Origin of the sequence: Streptomyces alfalfae, from assembly GCF_004127445.1 — a bacterium.
In the GTDB taxonomy this organism is placed as follows: Bacteria; Actinomycetota; Actinomycetes; order Streptomycetales; family Streptomycetaceae; genus Streptomyces; species Streptomyces alfalfae.
Genome location: NZ_QEXM01000022.1, coordinates 42187 through 58765, shown reverse-complemented (window position 1 = coordinate 58765; position 16579 = coordinate 42187). Strand labels below are relative to the sequence as shown.

The 16579-nt window shown below is 73.2% G+C and carries 13 protein-coding genes and 1 tRNA gene; 4 read left to right on the top strand and 10 right to left on the bottom strand.

Going from position 1 to position 16579, the window contains the following annotated elements; translation table 11 throughout:
- Positions 1 to 65 precede the first annotated feature (65 nt).
- Together DCW30_RS08620 and DCW30_RS08615 are read left to right on the top strand one after the other, a co-directional pair.
- Positions 66 to 148, top strand: a tRNA-Leu gene (locus DCW30_RS08620).
- A gap of 284 nt (positions 149 to 432) precedes the next feature.
- Positions 433 to 1362, top strand: coding sequence for a Bax inhibitor-1/YccA family protein (locus DCW30_RS08615; protein ID WP_062774293.1), 930 nt, complete (start codon positions 433 to 435; stop codon positions 1360 to 1362).
- Positions 1363 to 1456: 94 nt separating this feature from the next.
- Here DCW30_RS08615 and DCW30_RS08610 read toward each other — a convergent pair whose 3' ends face one another.
- Positions 1457 to 1687: a DUF4287 domain-containing protein gene (locus DCW30_RS08610; RefSeq protein ID WP_062774294.1), complete on the bottom strand. Its 231-nt coding sequence runs from the start codon at positions 1685 to 1687 to the stop codon at positions 1457 to 1459.
- A gap of 102 nt (positions 1688 to 1789) precedes the next feature.
- Between DCW30_RS08610 and DCW30_RS08605 the strand changes: the two genes are divergently transcribed.
- Positions 1790 to 2101, top strand: coding sequence for a hypothetical protein (locus DCW30_RS08605; RefSeq protein WP_232626709.1), 312 nt, complete (start codon positions 1790 to 1792; stop codon positions 2099 to 2101).
- A gap of 41 nt (positions 2102 to 2142) precedes the next feature.
- On the opposite strand, the gene DCW30_RS08600 is transcribed toward DCW30_RS08605, so the two are convergent.
- The 4 genes from DCW30_RS08600 to DCW30_RS08585 all read right to left on the bottom strand — a co-directional run bounded on the left by DCW30_RS08600 (position 2143) and on the right by DCW30_RS08585 (position 7987).
- Positions 2143 to 2979, bottom strand: coding sequence for a hypothetical protein (locus DCW30_RS08600; RefSeq protein ID WP_076689228.1), 837 nt, complete (start codon positions 2977 to 2979; stop codon positions 2143 to 2145).
- Positions 2980 to 3290: 311 nt separating this feature from the next.
- Positions 3291 to 4511, bottom strand: coding sequence for an acetyl-CoA C-acetyltransferase (locus DCW30_RS08595; RefSeq protein WP_076685769.1), 1221 nt, complete (start codon positions 4509 to 4511; stop codon positions 3291 to 3293).
- Between the two features lie 278 nt (positions 4512 to 4789).
- Positions 4790 to 6817 (bottom strand): serine/threonine-protein kinase, encoded by a 2028-nt coding sequence (locus tag DCW30_RS08590; protein WP_076685770.1) that lies wholly within the window; start codon positions 6815 to 6817, stop codon positions 4790 to 4792.
- A gap of 150 nt (positions 6818 to 6967) precedes the next feature.
- The gene (locus DCW30_RS08585) at positions 6968 to 7987 is read right to left on the bottom strand and encodes an SGNH/GDSL hydrolase family protein (RefSeq protein WP_076685771.1); all 1020 of its coding nucleotides are present in this window, start codon (positions 7985 to 7987) and stop codon (positions 6968 to 6970) included.
- Between the two features lie 158 nt (positions 7988 to 8145).
- On the opposite strand from DCW30_RS08585, the gene DCW30_RS08580 reads away from it, so the two are divergent.
- The gene (locus DCW30_RS08580; RefSeq protein WP_062774299.1) at positions 8146 to 9534 is read left to right on the top strand and encodes a cystathionine beta-synthase; all 1389 of its coding nucleotides are present in this window, start codon (positions 8146 to 8148) and stop codon (positions 9532 to 9534) included.
- A 244-nt stretch (positions 9535 to 9778) separates the two neighbouring features.
- Here the strand turns inward: DCW30_RS08580 and DCW30_RS08575 are convergent, their stop codons facing one another.
- From DCW30_RS08575 to DCW30_RS08555, 5 genes are read right to left on the bottom strand one after another with little or no spacing between them, the layout of a single operon-like run.
- On the bottom strand, positions 9779 to 10996 hold the full coding sequence (locus DCW30_RS08575; protein ID WP_237283423.1) for a RedV protein: 1218 nt from the start codon (positions 10994 to 10996) through the stop codon (positions 9779 to 9781).
- An 8-nt stretch (positions 10997 to 11004) separates the two neighbouring features.
- Positions 11005 to 11880 (bottom strand): 4'-phosphopantetheinyl transferase family protein, encoded by an 876-nt coding sequence (locus DCW30_RS08570; RefSeq protein ID WP_079250105.1) that lies wholly within the window; start codon positions 11878 to 11880, stop codon positions 11005 to 11007.
- Between the two features lie 4 nt (positions 11881 to 11884).
- Positions 11885 to 14614, bottom strand: coding sequence for an undecylprodigiosin ligase RedH (gene redH, locus DCW30_RS08565; protein ID WP_076685772.1), 2730 nt, complete (start codon positions 14612 to 14614; stop codon positions 11885 to 11887).
- Between the two features lie 37 nt (positions 14615 to 14651).
- On the bottom strand, positions 14652 to 15707 hold the full coding sequence (locus DCW30_RS08560; RefSeq protein WP_076689234.1) for a methyltransferase domain-containing protein: 1056 nt from the start codon (positions 15705 to 15707) through the stop codon (positions 14652 to 14654).
- Entirely contained in the window at positions 15704 to 16555 is an 852-nt protein-coding gene (locus DCW30_RS08555; RefSeq protein WP_076685773.1) for a thioesterase II family protein, read from the bottom strand. The genes DCW30_RS08560 and DCW30_RS08555 overlap by 4 nt, the downstream gene beginning before the upstream one ends.
- Positions 16556 to 16579 lie beyond the last annotated feature (24 nt).

The following is a 16579-nucleotide window of genomic DNA, read 5'->3' as shown; positions in this document are numbered from 1 at the left end:
CTTCTTCCGCTGTTCGGGGGACGCCTCCCGATAGGGTCGAAGCCTTGATGCGGGGCCTACGGCCTGCCCGGATGGTGGAATGCAGACACGGCGAGCTTAAACCTCGCTGCCCCTCGGGGGCGTGCCGGTTCGAGTCCGGCTCCGGGCACCTCCGCGACGACCGGCCACGCGCCCCGGGCGCGAGCCACCCTCCGGCCCCCGCGCACGCTCCGTGAGCGCCTCGTGACGATCCCGGGCGCTCCCGGACACTCCCTCGGCCCTGCTCGTCCGCCACTCGTTCGGGGCAACGGTTCCGATCCGGGAACAGTACGGGCCGTCCCGCGCGTTCTCGGTCTCAGAGAGGGAAAGATCCTCCCCAAGCACTAGGGTCATCCCTTTGCCTACGCATTACTCTTGAGGCAAAGCCACACTCGGTGGCCATGGAGGAGTGAAATGAGGAGCAGTAACCCGGTCTTCTCGCGACGGGGGTTCAGCCGCGACAACGGCTACGCCGGCTTCGGCGCGCAGCCGCAGGCCGGGGGACCCGCAGCCGCGACCCAGACCGCCCAGCAGGGCAACCCGTACGCGCAGGGCAACCCGTACGCGGGCCAGCAGGCCCCCGCGGGCAACCCCTACGCCACGAACCCGTATGCCCAGCAGGACGTCCAGCACGGTGCCCCCGCGCCGATGACGTCCGCCGGCCGCATGACGATGGACGACGTCGTCCTGCGTACGGCGACCACGCTCGGCACGCTCGTCGTCACGGCCGCGCTCGCCTGGGCGCTCCTGCCGGTGGACGACGCCAACATCAGCAAGTCGTACGGCATCGCCATCGGCGCCGGTCTGATCGCGATGGTCCTCGGCCTCGTCCAGGCCTTCAAGCGCAAGGCCTCGCCCGCGCTGATCCTGACGTACGCCGCCCTGGAGGGCGTCTTCCTCGGCGTCGTCTCCAGCGTCGTCGACAACCGCATCGCGAGCGGCGCGGCCATGCAGGCCGTCCTCGGCACGATGGCCGTCTTCATCGGCGTCCTCGTGGCGTACAAGGCGGGCTGGATCCGCGTCAACCGCCGCTTCTACGGCTTCGTGATGGCCGCGGCGATGGGCTTCCTCCTGCTGACCGCCGTGAACCTGCTGTTCATGGTCTTCGGCGGCGGTGACGGCCTCGGCTTCCGCAGCGGCGGCCTCGGCATCGTCTTCGGCATCGTCGGCATCCTGCTCGGCGCCTGCTTCCTGGCCCTCGACTTCAAGCAGGTCGAGGACGGCATCGCGTACGGCGCGCCGAAGGAAGAGGCCTGGCTGGCCGCGTTCGGCCTGACGATGACGCTGGTCTGGATCTACATGGAGTTCCTGCGCCTGATCGCGATCTTCTCGGGCAACGACTGACGGATGATCGCCGGGTGACCGGCAGCCGAAGGGCCCGCGGACCGATCCGGTCCGCGGGCCCTTCGCGTGAGCGGTGTGAGCAGGGGTCGGAGGTTCAGAGCAGGTTGCGGGCGGCCCGCCGCAGGTCGTACTCGTGGATGATCGCCTTGGCGTGGCCATAGGCGAGGTCGTGCTCGGCGCGGAGCCAGCTGACCTTCTCCTCGAAGCGGAAGAGAGAGGGTCCTTCGTCCACGGCGCGGAGCCAGTCGGAGACTTCTCGACCGGTGCAGTGGGGGATGCGGGCGAGCATGTTGCGGTGGGTCTCCTCGGAGAAGACTTGTGACATCGGCGCCTCCGGACGCGTCGCGATGTGTTCCGTCCTTCACGACACCGTGCCTGAGCGTCGGTGCGTTGGCAACAGTCCCGCCGGGGCGCATAAGGTCGCACAGTGCTCGATACGACGCCTTTGACGGCCGCAGTGGACCATTTCGCCGACCGGCTGCGGGCCGCGCCGCAGAGCCGCCTCCAGCGCGGGGCGGCGACCGAGGCGCTCGCCCTGGCCAGGGAGCTGGCGGTGCGCGCGCAGGCCATCGAGGAACCGGGGTCGCCGCCGCGACAGATGCCGGACGCGGGGATGTTCGCCGCCGCCGACCAGATCACCGTCGCGGGGCACGACCTGGCCCTCGTGCTGAGGGACCCCGACGAGCTGGCGCGGGCGCTGGAACTCGTGGCGGGGGCGCAGAAGAAGGCCGGGGTGTAGGGAGCGCGAAGGCTCCCTGCGCCCCGGCCCTGCGGGTGCTCTCAGACCGAGGCGATGACGCGGTCGGCCAGGATGTAGACGTTCTCGGAGCCGCACTCGAAGGTCAGGGCGTACGCGCCCGAGATCCCCGAGCCGCCGAGCAGCACCGGCGCCCGGCCCTCGCGCAGGGCGTGGGCGAGCAGCTCCGCGGTCTCGCGGTGGCCCGGCGTCATGCAGAGCGTCGTGCCGTCCGCGAAGACGTACACGTCCAGGGTGCCCAGCGGGCCCGGCCGGACGTCGGCGAGGGCGGTGCGGGCGTCGGCCAGCTCCTCCAGGCAGGCCACCGTGCGCTCGTGGTCGCCGTAGCCGTCGGCGGCGGGCGTCTGCACCGGCACGAAGTCCGGGTGCGAGGGGTGGCGGCGGCGGGCCGCCGCCAGCTCGGGGGAGTCCCCGGCGAACTCGTCGCCCGCCGGCTCGGCGAAGGGCTCCGTCACCGGCTCCAGGCTGTCCGCCTCCAGGCCCGCGAAGTCCGTCTGGCGCGGCAGGAACAGCTCGTCGGCGATGCCGTCGGGCAGACCGGGCAGGCCGTGCAGGAAGGACGTCGCGTCCGTGCCGTCGCGGGTCTCCTGGGCGGCCCAGAAGGCGCGCGCCTCGGCGAGCTCGCGCTCCCGCTCCTCGGCGAGCGCCTCGGCCACGGCCGCGCGTATCTCGTCCGTGTCCAGGGCGCTGCGGGCGGCCGGCACCGAGGGCTGCGGGGCGCTCTCGGCACGGCTGCGGGCCAGCTCGGTCTGGAGGGCTCTGATTTCAGCGAGCTGCTTCCGGAGCCCGTACACGGCGTGCAGGGCGGCGGCGCCCACGGCCGTGGCAGCGGCCGCGGAGAGCAGCAGGGCAAGAGGCATGGCGCTCACTGACGTACTCCCGGTTTCAAGTCGACCCCCGACTTCCTACATCAGCTTGAAGCCTGCACGATCCCGCTGTCAGTGCATTACGTCACGAAGTGGACAGGACTTTGGGCCTGGTGTTTCCCCGCGGAACGGCTCTGAGCTGGTCATATGCAGCTCCCCCAGGAGGCAGATCACATCCTGGGGGAGATTGGGTCACGAAAAGATGCAGAGACGGAGCGCTCCTTCACGTGAACTCTGCGTCAGCGAAAACGTGTGTTCTCCGGTTGTTCGACCTCCGACCGTGCAGGCCGAAGCGCGGGGCCGGGTCAGCTGAGGCGCTCGATGACCATCGCCATGCCCTGGCCGCCGCCGACGCACATCGTCTCCAGGCCGAACTGCTTGTCGTGGAACTGGAGGGAGTTGATGAGCGTGCCGGTGATGCGGGCGCCCGTCATGCCGAAGGGGTGGCCGACGGCGATGGCGCCGCCGTTGACGTTCAGCTTCTCGATCGGGATGTCCAGGTCGCGGTAGGAAGGGATCACCTGGGCGGCGAAGGCCTCGTTGATCTCGACCAGGTCGATGTCGCCGATGGTGAGACCGGCGCGCCGCAGCGCCTGCTTGCTGGCCTCGACCGGGCCGAGACCCATGATCTCGGGGGAGAGGCCGGTGACGCCGGTGGAGACGATGCGGGCGAGCGGGGTCAGGCCGAGCTCGCGGGCCTTGGTGTCGCTCATGATCACGAGGGCGGCGGCGCCGTCGTTCAGCGGGCAGCAGTTGCCGGCGGTGACCAGGCCGTCGGGGCGGAAGACGGGCTTCAGGCCCTGGACGCCCTCCATGGTGACGCCCGCGCGGGGGCCGTCGTCCTTGCTGACGACCGTGCCGTCGGGGGTGGTCACCGGGGTGATCTCGCGCTCCCAGAAGCCGTTCTTGAGGGCTTCCTCGGCGAGGTTCTGCGAGCGGACGCCGAACTCGTCCATGTCCTGGCGGGTGACGCCCTTGCTGCGGGCGAGGTTCTCCGCGGTCTGGCCCATCGCGATGTAGGCGTCCGGGATCAGGCCGTCCTCGCGCGGGTCGTGCCAGGTGGAGCCCTCGGTCTGGGCGACGGCCGCGGTGCGGGCCTCGGCGTCGGCGAAGAGCGGGTTGTGGGTGTCGGGCAGGCCGTCGCTGGTGCCCTTCACGCTCCGGGAGACCATCTCCACACCGGCGGAGATGAAGACGTCGCCCTCGCCCGCCTTGATGGCGTGCAGGGCCATGCGGCTGGTCTGGAGGGAGGAGGAGCAGTAGCGGGTGACGGTGCAGCCGGGCAGGTGGTCCATGCCCATCTGCACGGCGACGATGCGGCCGAGGTTGTGCCCCTGCTCGCCGCCGGGCAGGCCGCAGCCGAGCATCAGGTCGTCGATGTCCTTCGGGTCGAGCTCCGGGACCTTGGCGAGGGCTGCCTCGATGATCGTGGCGGTCAGGTCGTCCGGGCGCAGGTCCTTCAGCGAGCCCTTGAAGGCGCGGCCGATCGGGGTGCGGGCGGCAGAGACGATCACGGCTTCGGGCATCTCGGGCTCTCCTCTGGCGGGACGCCCCTGGCGGTGGGGCTTCGGCTGGACTCCCTGGGAAGTTACCTGCACGTAGTGGTGACCGTCACGGGGGCGGGGCTGTGATGCGGGACGCATTTCTAAGCGGGCGCTCAGGTCGCCGGGCCCGGCCGGTTCCCCCGTGGCGGGGGCGGGCCGCCGCTGCCCGGCGGCTTCGGGGCCACGGTCCTCCGCGGGCCGCCCCGGGCCGGTCGCGCGGTTCCCCGCGCCCCCGCCCCGGGCCGCCGCCCGCCCTCCGCTCAGCTGTCCGGGCACACCTTCGGGTCCAGGTCGGGGACGCCCAGCGTCGGCTTCTTGAGCAGAGGGGCCAGGTTCTTCTGGTACATGGCGTTCCACCCCCGCGTGTCGTCGAGGACCGCCGCCACCGCCGAGCACACCTTCTTCTTCAGGGCCGGCGTCCCGGCGCGCATCGCCACGCCGTATCGCTCCGTGCCTTCGATGGGGTCCAGCATCTTGACCTCGTCGGACTGGGCGTAGCCCGCGAGGACGGCGTCGTCCGAGGCCACCGCGTAGACGTTCGTCTTCCCGCTCAGCAGCTGCTCCAGGCAGTACTGGTAGGTGGCGGGCAGCGACTCCATCAGGGTGAAGCCGAGCGAGGGAAGATCCTTCGCGTAGGTGGAGCCCTTGGCGGTGCACACCTCCACCTTCTCGGACTTCAGATAGCTGGAGTCCTTGATCTCTCCGTGCCGCACCGAGTCCTTGCGCACCAGGAACCCGCGGCCCGCCTCGTAGTACGGGCCGACGAAGTCGATCTCGGCGCTCTTCCGCATGGTGTACGAGGCGATGACGAGGTCCACCGCCTTGCGCTTCAGGTGGCTGTCCCGGTTCCCGGACGTGACCTCGACGAACTCGACGTCCTCGGCCCCGTACCCCAGGTCGCCGGCGACCTTGTGGGCCATGTCGATGTCGAGGCCCGCGTACGTGTGGTTCCCCTCGCTGTCCTTGCGCTTGCGCAGGCTCAGCCCGCGCTGGTCGGCCTTGACGCCGATCTTCAACTGGGGGTGGGCCTTCTTCCAGTCCTGCCACGCCTGTGTCCCGGCCTCGCCGTCCCGGCCGTCCGGGCCGACGGCGCCGCCGGCCTTGTCCTCGGCCTTCCCGCCCGAGCCGACTTCGTTGGACACGAGCCAGCCCGCGGCGGACAGCAGCACCACGGCCAGGGCCGCCGCCACCGCCCTCTTCGTGCCCTTCCGGGAGCCGGGCCGCGGGGCCTTCGGCGGGGCGGCGGGGGGCCGCGGGGCGGGCACGGGCTCCGGTGCGGGCGCGGGAGCGGGAGCGGGTGCGGGCTCCGGGGGCCGCGGCGCGGTCCCGGCGGGGGCGGCGTTCGACGGGGCGCCCAGCACCTCGCGCAGCATGGCGTCCGCCGTGGACGTGTCCAGGCGCTCGGCGGGGTCCGTGCGCAGCAGCCCCTGGATCACCGGGGCGAGGGGGCCCGCGTACCGCAGGGGCGGGTGCGGCGACTGCTCGATGCTCGCCTGGACCTCCCAGGGCTCCCTGCCGTCGAACGGCAGGCGGCCCTCCACCATCTCGTACAGCGTGACCCCGAGGGCCCACAGGTCCGAGGCGGGGCTGGGGCCGCTGAAGAAGAGTTCGGGCGCCTGGTACGGGGGCGTGCCGATGACGCTGCCGGACCGGGTCAGCGGGGTGGCCCCCTCGAACGTCGCGATCCCGAAGTCCACCAGGATCACCTGACCGTCGTCACGGACCAGCACATTGCCGGGCTTCACGTCGCGGTGCAGGACCGACGCCGCGTGCACCGCCCGCAGCCCCTGGAGGATCTGGTGGCCGATGCCCGCCGCCCTCGGCACGGCGAGCACCCGCTGCTGGTGCAGCAGATCCGCCAGCGACCCGGCGTCGAGCAGCTTCATCACGATCCAGACCTGGTTGTCGGTCTCGATCTGGTCGTGCACCGTCACCACGTTCGGGTGCTCGATCTTGGCTATGGCCTCCGCTTCCCGGCGTGCCCGCTGCATCGCCGAGGCCTGGGAACCGGCGGCCACGGCGTGCCGGTCGAGCAGGCCCTTGACGGCGACGAACCGGCGCAGCCGCCGGTCGTGGGCCTTCCACACCTCGCCCATGCCGCCGCTGCCGATCGGTTCCACCAGTTCGTAGCGGCCCTCGATCACCGCGTGCGGGGGCGCGGACGAGGCCCCGGGGGACGGCGCCGTGGGCCAGTGCTGAGCCGCCCCGGAGCCCGCCTGCTGCGGCGTGCTGCCCGTCCACGGTCCGCCGGAGCCACCACCGGCCCCGGCCCTGTCTTCACCTTGCATGCGCCCCCCTCGCAACTGGATCCAGACCACAGTAGATGCTCGGTCCGCAGCGCGCGTAGAGCATGGAGATGTGGCGGTGGCGAACAACGCGCCCCCGCGCGATGACCCCCAAGAGCCCGGCGCCCGCGGGCCCTTGGGGTGGCCTTCGGGTCAGTGGGCCGGTGAGGGCTCCGGGGTCTGGATCCGGCGGCGGCGACGGCGCTTGAGCAGGGCCCACGGCCCCCGGGGGCCGGAAGGCATCGCCGCCGTGACCTCCGTGCCGCCCTCCGCGGCGGCCTGCGCCGCCGCGCGGGCCACCGGCAGGAAGCCCTCGTCCCGCGAGACGTCCGGGTGCTCCTCCTCCGGCCACACCCCGAGCGCCGCGCAGAGCGTGGGAAGGACCGCCATGGCCGCGGTCGCGTACCCCTCGGCCGAGGGGTGGTAGTTGTCGGGACCGAACAGCTCCCGGGGGTTCGCCGCGAACTCGGGGCCGAGCAGGTCGCCGAGGGAGACCGTCCGCCCGCCCTGCTCGACCACGCCGATCGTCTGCGCCGCGGCCAGCTGCCGCGAGACGCGGCGGGCCAGCCAGCGCAGGGGCTGGTAGACGTTCTCGACGGTGCTGAGGTCGGGGCACGTGCCCACCACGACCTCCGCCCCCGCGGTCCGCAGCCGCCGCACGGCCGCGGCGAGGTACCGCACGGAGCGAGTGGCCGGCATCCGGTGCGTCACGTCATTGGCGCCGATCATGATCACGCAGACGTCCGGCACCCAGGAGGGGTCCGAGAGGATCAGCGTCACCTGGCGGTCCAGGTCGTCCGACTGGGCGCCGGGCAGCGCCACGTTCCGCAGGTCGACGGGCCGCTCGGCGACCGCGGCGAGCCCGGAGGCCAGCAGCGCCGCGGGGGTCTGCCGGGCCCGGTGCACCCCCTGCCCCGCGGCCGTGGAATCACCGAGCATGGCGAACCGCAGCGGCTCCGAGCCGGGCGGATGCTCCGGATCGTCCGGGAAGGCCCGGCCGTAGCGGCCGTCCGCCCGCGGCGGGTCGGCGTGCGCCCCGCCGCCCACATACCGCTTCGCGAGCTGCACCTCGGCGAGCACCACCCCCACCGCCGCGGCGCCGAGCAGCCCGATGCCTCCGCCGCCGTAGGCCGCGCCCGCCGCGATCCGTCGTGCCACCCTCGCCCTCGACATGCCCCGCAGCCACCTCCTCGTCGCCGATCCGCCGTACACCCAGTCATTGCCCCGTAAGCACGGTCGGCCAATCGCGAGCGGAGGTGAACGGATGAGGCGGACCCTTACTAGGCTGACGGCACAAATTCGTCGCACTACATCGCAGCCCGGAGACAACGGTGCAATTCCACGATTCGATGATCAGCCTCGTCGGCAACACCCCGCTGGTGAAGCTCAACAACGTGACCGCGGGTATCCAGGCGACCGTCCTGGCCAAGGTCGAGTACTTCAACCCCGGCGGTTCCGTGAAGGACCGCATCGCGCTGCGCATGATCGAGGCGGCCGAGCAGAGCGGGGAGCTGAAGCCCGGCGGCACCATCGTGGAGCCGACGTCCGGCAACACCGGCGTCGGCCTCGCCATCGTGGCCCAGCAGAAGGGCTACAAGTGCATCTTCGTCTGCCCCGACAAGGTGTCGCTCGACAAGATCAACGTGCTGCGCGCGTACGGCGCCGACGTCGTCGTCTGCCCCACCGCCGTCGACCCCGAGCACCCGGACTCGTACTACAACGTCTCCGACCGCCTCGTGCGCGAGACGCCCGGCGCCTGGAAGCCCGACCAGTACAGCAACCCGAACAACCCGCTCTCCCACTACCACTCCACCGGCCCCGAGCTGTGGGAGCAGACGGACGGGAAGATCACCCACTTCGTGACGGGCATCGGCACCGGCGGCACCATCTCCGGCACGGGCGGCTACCTGAAGGAGGTCTCCGGGGGCGCGGTCACCGTCGTGGGCGCCGACCCCGAGGGCTCCGTGTACTCCGGCGGCTCCGGGCGGCCCTATCTCGTCGAGGGCGTCGGTGAGGACTTCTGGCCGACGGCGTACGACCGCGACGTCACCGACGAGATCATCGCGGTGTCCGACAAGGACTCCTTCCAGATGACGCGGCGCCTGGCCAAGGAGGAGGGGCTGCTCGTCGGCGGCTCCTGCGGCATGGCGGTCGTGGCGGCGCTGCGCGTCGCGGAGCGGCTCGGCCCCGACGACGTCGTGGTCGTGCTGCTGCCGGACTCCGGCCGCGGCTACATGAGCAAGATCTTCAGCGACGAGTGGATGAACGACTACGGCTTCCTGGAGCAGGCCGGCGACGCGCCCCGCGTCGGTGACGTGCTGCGCCGCAAGGAGGGCGGCGCGCTGCCGTCGCTGGTGCACATGCACCCCGAGGAGACGGTCGGCGAGGCCATCGACGTGCTGCGCGAGTACGGCGTCTCCCAGATGCCGATCGTGAAGCCGGGCGCCGGCCACCCCGACGTGATGGCCGCGGAGGTCATCGGCTCGGTCGTCGAGCGGGAGCTCCTCGACGCCCTGTTCGCGCAGCGCGCCTCGCTCTCCGACCCGCTGGAGAAGCACATGTCGGACCCGCTGCCGCAGGTCGGCTCCGGTGAGCCGGTGGCCGACCTGATGTCGGTGCTCGGCGGCGCGGACGCGGCGATCGTCCTGGTCGAGGGCAAGCCGACCGGTGTCGTCAGCCGCCAGGACCTGCTCGCCTTCCTCGCGGAGCAGCAGAAGTAGCGGGCACGGGCCGGGGGCCGGACTTCGCGGAAGCGGTACGAGCACGACATGTGGACGCAGCACCCGCTTAACACGGCTCCGGCACATTGGTGGAGGTCGGCGTCAGGAACTCCGGAGCGGCTCCCGGACCTCCGAGGACGCCGGGGCGCGACCTGGCCTGACCCGGTGCGCGCCCCCCGCGGGGACCGCCGTCGTCCCGCCCCCTGGGTTCGCCCCGGGGGTGCGGCGGTCCCCGCGGACGGCCCTACAGCGTGTGCGTGAAGGTGTCCGCCCCCCTGCGCGGCGCCGGGGGGAAGCCGGTCTCCGCGTGCCCCAGGCGGCTGACGAAGACGGTGCGCCCCGGCAGGCCCAGGCAGGACTGGAGCCGTTCGCGCAGGTCCTCGTGCTGGAGGACGATGCTGATGGGATGCAGCGCGAGAGAGTGCCGGGTGGCCGTCAGCCAGTAGTCCGCGAGCCGCGCGCCGGCGCGCAGGACGTCCGCCGCTCCCGGCGAGCCCGGCGTCAGACCCATGGCGACCACGGCCGGGGTGGGCCGGATCGCCGCGGCCATCCGGGAGGCGAGGACCCGCGGATAGCCCACGTGCCGCAGGACCCGCATGGTGGCGGGGCGCAGCGCGGTGCGCAGGGCCGCGGCCCGCAGCGGGTGCAGGGGCCCGAACAGCTGGCTCAGGGCGAAGCCGTCGCCGCGCCGCTCGGCCTCGGCGCGGGTGGGGCGGATGTACGCGTACGTCTCGCGCCAGGCCTCGGGGTGGCTGAAGTCCCGGCCCGCGTAGCGCGCGACGAAGGAGACGAAGCGGTCCAGGTCGGTCCGCGCGGTGAGGTGCCTGATGTCGAGGTCGGCCTCGGCGGCGAGCCCCGGCGCCGGCTTGAGCAGCTGTTCGAGGACGTCGGCCGGCACGGCGCGGTCCTGGTAGGGCCCGCGGTTGGTCCTGCGGGCCGCGGTGAGCTCCTGGTACTCCGTCAGGCTGCCCTCGGGCATGCCCGCGTAGCGCAGTTCCAGGACGGCGAGGAGGGACCAGTCGGGGCGCCAGCCCGCGTCGCGCAGGGCGCGCACCGGGGCGGGGACGCTGCGGTAGGCCCAGCCGCCGGGCTCGTCGGTGAGCACGGCGCGTTCCAGCCACCACCCCTGGCAGGCCAGGGTCCGGGTCAGGAGCTGGGTGAAGGCGCCGCAGCTCAGCTGCATCTCCAGCTCGTGCGAGGCCAGCGAGTCGAGCTGCCTGCCGCGGTCGAGGACGACGGCGACGTACTCGCTGTCGGCGCGCGCGGGCCCGCCGCCGGGCTGCCGCAGCAGCCGGGCGGCGCTCGCGCGCGCGTCCGCGCCGCTCAGCCTGAGCAGGGCCCAGGGCTGGCAGTTGTGCGAGGACGGGGCGAGCCGGGCGGTCCCGGCGGCGGTCCGCAGGGCGCGGCCGAAGTCGCTGCAGGTGACCAGGGTGCGGGACGGGATGGGTTCTGCGGGGACCACGGGGAGTCCTATCTCCAGGTGACGGCCAGTGCGTAGGTGCCCAGTTGCCGCGCCCAGCCGTGGGCCGGCAGGGAGTCGGCCCCGGGGGTGTGGCGGAGGAGCGCCGCGCCGGGGGTCCAGTGGAAGGTGCCGTCGGGGTGCCAGTCGGTGATCCGGGTCTGGTGCAGCGCGCCCGGTCCCGCGACGCCGGTGTGCTTGACCACCGCCTCCCGGCAGGCCCAGCGCAGCGGCAGCGGCATCGCGGCCACCCGGCGCAGTCCGGCCGGGGCGCGGCCGGTGTCGGGCACGTCGAGCAGCCGGGCCAGGTGCGGCCCGACGGGGCGTCCTTCCAGGTCGATGCCGAGCGGCTGGGCGCCGCTGACGGCGATCGCGAAGTCGAGGGAGTGGGAGAGCCCGATGTGCACGGGCTCGCGGACGTAGGGCTTCCCGGCGCGCGGGCCCTCGGGCACCGCGTGGACGACGATGTCCCGCGGGTCGGGCCCGCCGGCGCCCGCGCCCGGGGCGCCGGGCCCGCCGCCGAGCAGGTGCCCCTTGACCGCGTGCTTCACCGCGAGCCGCCCCGCGAGCCACTCCGTGCGCCGCTTCGGCAGGGCGAACCCGCGCAGCCTGGCCCGCTCGTCCGGGTGCAGCCGGGTCTCCGCGAGGTGGTCCCGCGCCGCTTCCCCGAGGCCCCGCAGCCAGGCGATGGAGACCACGGCGAAGGTGAGCGGGCCCGGGGTGCGGAGGACCAGCAGGGGGCGTTCGGGCGTGAGGCGCAGCCGGTGCTCCAGACCGGTGAGCAGCGCGTGGCGCCCGCCGGGCACGGCCGGCGGGCGCGCCCCGCCGGCGCGCGCCCGGGGGGCCGGCCGGGAGGGGCCCGGCGGGGCCGTCGGCAGGGCGGGCACCGCTTCAGTTCCCGGCTTCCGTGTCCGGCGCCGCGCCGGACGCCTCGGCGGGCCGGACGACCTCGACGAGACCGGCGTCGCCGTCGACGACGATCATGTCGCCGGTGTTGACGCGCTGGGTGGCGTGCTTGCAGTTCACCACCGACGGCAGCCCGAACTCGCGGGACACGATCGAGCTGTGCGACAGCATGGACCCGATGTCGGTGACCACGCCGCCCGCGATCGCGAACAGCGGTGTCCAGGACGCGTCGGTGAAGCGGGCCACCAGGATCTCGCCGGGCTGGAACTCGTCGGCCTGCCAGGCCAGGTCCTCGATGATCCTGGCCCGTCCGACGATCCGTCCCGGGCTGGAGCCGAGCCCTTCGAGGCGGGCGCCGTCGTCCGGCGCGCGCAGCGCCTGCGTCACGTCGTACTCGCCGACGAACGTCAGCGGCGGCTCGGGCAGCCGGTTGTGGTACTCGTGCGTGCGCCTGCGCTCGGCCAGCTTGGCCTGCGGGAAGACGTCGGCGGCCGGGCGGTCGCCCGCGAGGTAGGTGCGGATGTCCTCGAAGTCGAGGTAGGCGACCTCGTCGAGGGAGCGCAGGACGCCCTCGTCGACCAGCCTGCGGCCCACCTCGTAGACGGCCGTGCGCACCAGCCAGACCGAGGTGACCATCGCCATCCGGGTGATCTCCCGCAGCTCGCTGCAGGTGGCGAAGAGCGACATGATCTTCCGCAGGACGGCCCGCTTCACGGCGGGCAGCTCGCGCAGCACGGCCTCGGCCTCGTGGGCGGCGGAGTCGTCGCCGCGCAGCAGGCCGTCGATGGAGAAGTGCTCGTCCTGCGCGTAGCGGCGGACCATCTGGAAGACGTACGAGGGGTCGTCCACCCAGCGCGGGTTGGTCAGCTCCATCTCCTGGCGGCCGCGGGTGCCGTTGGCGCGCATGAACCGCGCGACGTGGGTCTCCCAGAAGGCGCGGCCCTCGTCGGTGGCGCGCAGCGCGGGCTCGATCTCCGCCGGCGGCGTCTCCATGATGGTCCGCAGCACCTCGGGGCGGCGCCGCGCGGCCTGCGCCAGCTCCCACAGCTCGCGGGCGGACTCGACGGTCCGCAGGTTGGACATGTCCGTCTTGATGCGGTTCTGCAGGTTGGCGCCCTTGTCGCCGAGCCACTGGGCGCACAGGTCGGAGAAGGCGCTGTAGAAGGCGAACGCGTTGATGTAGTACGGCATGTAGCCGACGTTCATCGCCTCGCAGTACGCCAGGTACTTGCGGAACTCCGTGCCCAGTTCCGCGCGGCTGAGCGTGCGCAGGTCGATGGCGCGCGCCCGGTCGTACGCGCGGTGCCGGGACGCGGCCATCCGCTCCGAGCGCCGGCGCATCCGGGCCAGCTCCCCGGCGAAGCTGCGGGCCCAGTGCGCGGCGGCGGCCACGCTCCGCGCGCCGCTGGTGAACTGCCCGAACGGCGACCGGTAGGAGGGCATGTCCACCTCCTCGCTGGCGAAGCGCTCGGTGAAGACGGCGGCGTCCTTGGTCGGCGGGCTCTGGGTGAGGACGTGCGCGGTGTAGGAGACGTTCAGGTACACGTGGCCCTGGAGGTAGCCCATGTGCAGGTCCATGTCCCCGTGGTCGCGGGTGCCGATGGACCGGACGCAGCCGCCGTGGATGTGCTGCTGGTAGTAGCGGGCGAAGCTCAGCCCGAGCGGTGTCATCGCGCCGACGAAGATCTCGCCGATGTCCATGCGGGACCACATGGTGTTCTGCCTGACGTGGTCGGGCACGTCCTTGATGTACGGGCTGTGCCGGGCGTCCGGCTGCGGCCTGGTGGTGATGGGCCGGGTCTGGAGGAGCGAGACGCGGCCGTCCTTGAGCACCCACTCGATGTCCTGCTCGGCCCCGTAGCTGTCGCGCACCTGCACGGCGAGGCGGGCGAGTTCGCCGAGCTGCTCGCTGGTCAGGCTGGCCCGGTCGCGGCGGGCCGGGTCCACCTTGACCAGGGCGACCCGGCCGGGCTCCACGGCGGCGCACTGGGTGACCTTGTAGCGCACGCGCTTCTCGACGACCTCCAGGGTGCGGTCGTCCACCACGAACAGGTCGCTGGTGACCTTGCCGGAGACCAGGCCCTCGCCGAGGCCCCAGCAGGACTCCACGACCATGCGGTGCGGCCGGCCGCCCATCGGGTCGATGGTGAACAGCACGCCGCTGACGTCCGCGTGGACCATCTCCTGCACGACGACGGCCATCGAGCCGACGGCGGCGGGGTCGTCCCGGTAGACGGTGGCGCGGTCCGACCACAGGGAGGCCCAGCACTCCTTCACCGCGTGCAGCACCGCCTCGTCGCCGCCGACGTCGAGGACGGTGTCGTGCTGGCCCGCGAACGACTGGGCCGCCGAGTCCTCCTTGCTCGCCGACGACCGCACGGCGACCCGGGGCCTGCCGAGTGCCGCGTAGGCGTCCAGGATCAGCCGGGCGATCGGTTCCGGCAGCTCTCGGGCGACGATCTCCTTGCGTATCGGGGTGTCGCCGGTGCGCAGGTCCTCGGCGAGCCCGGTCTCGTCGAGGAAGCGCCGGAAGAGGTCGGTGGTGAGGCAGAAGGCGGGCGGGACCGGCACGCCCGCGTCGATCATCTCGCCGAGCCGCGCGGCCTTGCCGCCCAGCTGCTCGGTGGCGACCGGGGCGCCCGAGCCGAGGGTGACGACGTAGCGGTCGTCCCGTCCGGGGTTCTCCGTGGTCGGTGTGCCGTCGGTTGCGGTCATACGGGTCCTCCTGAAGGGGCCGGTACGGGTGGCGTGGTCAGGCGTTGGTGCCGACGAAGGCGCGGAACTGCTCGCCGGGGACGATCCGGTGCGCCTCCACATCGGTGAACCCGGCCTTGACCAGTTGCTGCACGAGTTCGTCCTCCACCGGCAGCGGCCCGCCGAAGTCGGCGAACTCGAACCAGAGGCCGAGGACTTCGAGGCTCGGACCGCCGCCCTGGCATGAGGTGGTCAGGAGCAGCCGGCCGCCGGGGGCCAGGGCCTCGCGGGCGCGGGCGAGGATCTCCACCCGGTCGGCCTCGGGGAAGTAGTAGATGTTGTTGTGCAGGGTCACCAGGTCGTAGCGCTCGTCGAAGGCGAGGGTGCGCAGGTCGCCCTGGCGGGTGGTGACCCGCTCCGTGAGGCCCCAGCGGTCCATGTTCCGCGCGGCCTCCTCGGCGACCTCGGGCTGGAGGTCGATGGCGTGGGCGGTGAGCCGCGGGTTGAGGGCGGCGGCGTGCCGCACGTACACGCCGCTGCCGCAGCCGATCTCCAGGAGCCGGACGGGACGCTCGCGGTCGAGGACGCGGGAGACGGCCTCCTCGATGAAGGGCTGCACCACCAGCGAGGAGCGGGCGATCACCGAGCCGTCCTGGTCGCCGAGGCCGAACGAGCGGCCCTCGCGCACCATCCGCGGGGCGTCGATGAGCACCGGCTGGTGGAAGCGGACGACCTCTTCGAGCGCGCCCGCGGCGGCGTCGTTCTCGATCCGGGCGAGCTGCTTGGCCAGCCTGCTCCGCAGGGTGTACGTGCCGTTCCTGCGCTGGAGCTGGCCGAGCGTCACCCCGGCGTCGAGCCAGCGCGCGAGGCGGCGCGTGTCGTCCTGGACGCCGAGGGAGGCGGCCAGGGCGTGCACGTCGGCGGGGCCTTCGGCGAGCCGGCGCAGGACGCCGCTGCTCGCGGCGCCGGTCAGGAAGGCGGCCCGGTAGACGGGGGTGACGAGCTTGCCGGAGAGCGAGAGGAGCAGCCTGATCTGCGGGGAGCGCAGCAGCCGCACGACGGTCGCCGCGGTCGTCAGGGGCGAGGCGGTGCGACGGTGTCCGTTCGAAGTCATGAGTCCCTCGGTGGTGTGCGGTCCGGGCCGGTGCGGGCGTGGGCGCGGGTGAGCCGCGCGCACCAGTCGCGCAGCTCGCGCAGGAGAAGCTCCTGAGCCGGGTCGTCGAGCAGGTAGAAGTGGCCGCCGGGCGCCTCGCGGCGGACGAAGCCGCCGGTGGTGTACGTCCGCCAGGCCTCGGTCTGCGCGGGGCGGGCCAGCGGGTCGTCGCGTCCGGCCAGCACGGTCAGCGGCACGTGCAGCGGCTCCCTGGGCCGCCACCGGTAGTCGTCGCAGGCCCGCAGGTCGGCGCGGAGCGCGGGCAGCCTGCGGCGCCAGAACGCCCGGCGCACCCCCGCGCGCCCGGCGCCGAGACCGCCGAGGCCGCCGAGGAGCGCCAGCAGTTCCTCCTCGGGCAGGGTGCTGTCCTCGCGGTCGCCGTACTGGTGCGGGGCCCTGCTGCCGGAGAGGAGGAGTCCGAGCGGTCCCGGCAGGCCGCGTTCCCGCAGGGCGCAGGCCACCTCGTAGGCGAGCAGGGCGCCCATGCTGTGGCCGAAGAACGCGAACGCCCCGCCGCCCGGCCGGTCCGCCAGGGCGTCGGTGACCGCGTCGGCCAGCGGGCCCATCGCCGTGAACGGCTCCTCGGCCAGGCGCAGCCCCCGGCCGGGCAGCAGCAGCGGCGCCACGTGGACGCCGTCGCCGAGCCGGCCGCTCCAGCGCTGGTGGAGGGAGGGCGTGCCGCCCGCGTAGGGGAAGCACACCAGCGTCAGGGCCGCCGGGGCGGGGACCGGGCCGGTTCCGGGCGGGAACCAGGGCCCTGCGGCACGGGCGTCCAGTGGGGTGCGAAGGGGCGGTTCGGGGAGTGGCACGGCGTCCTCGGTGGGTGTGCGGTC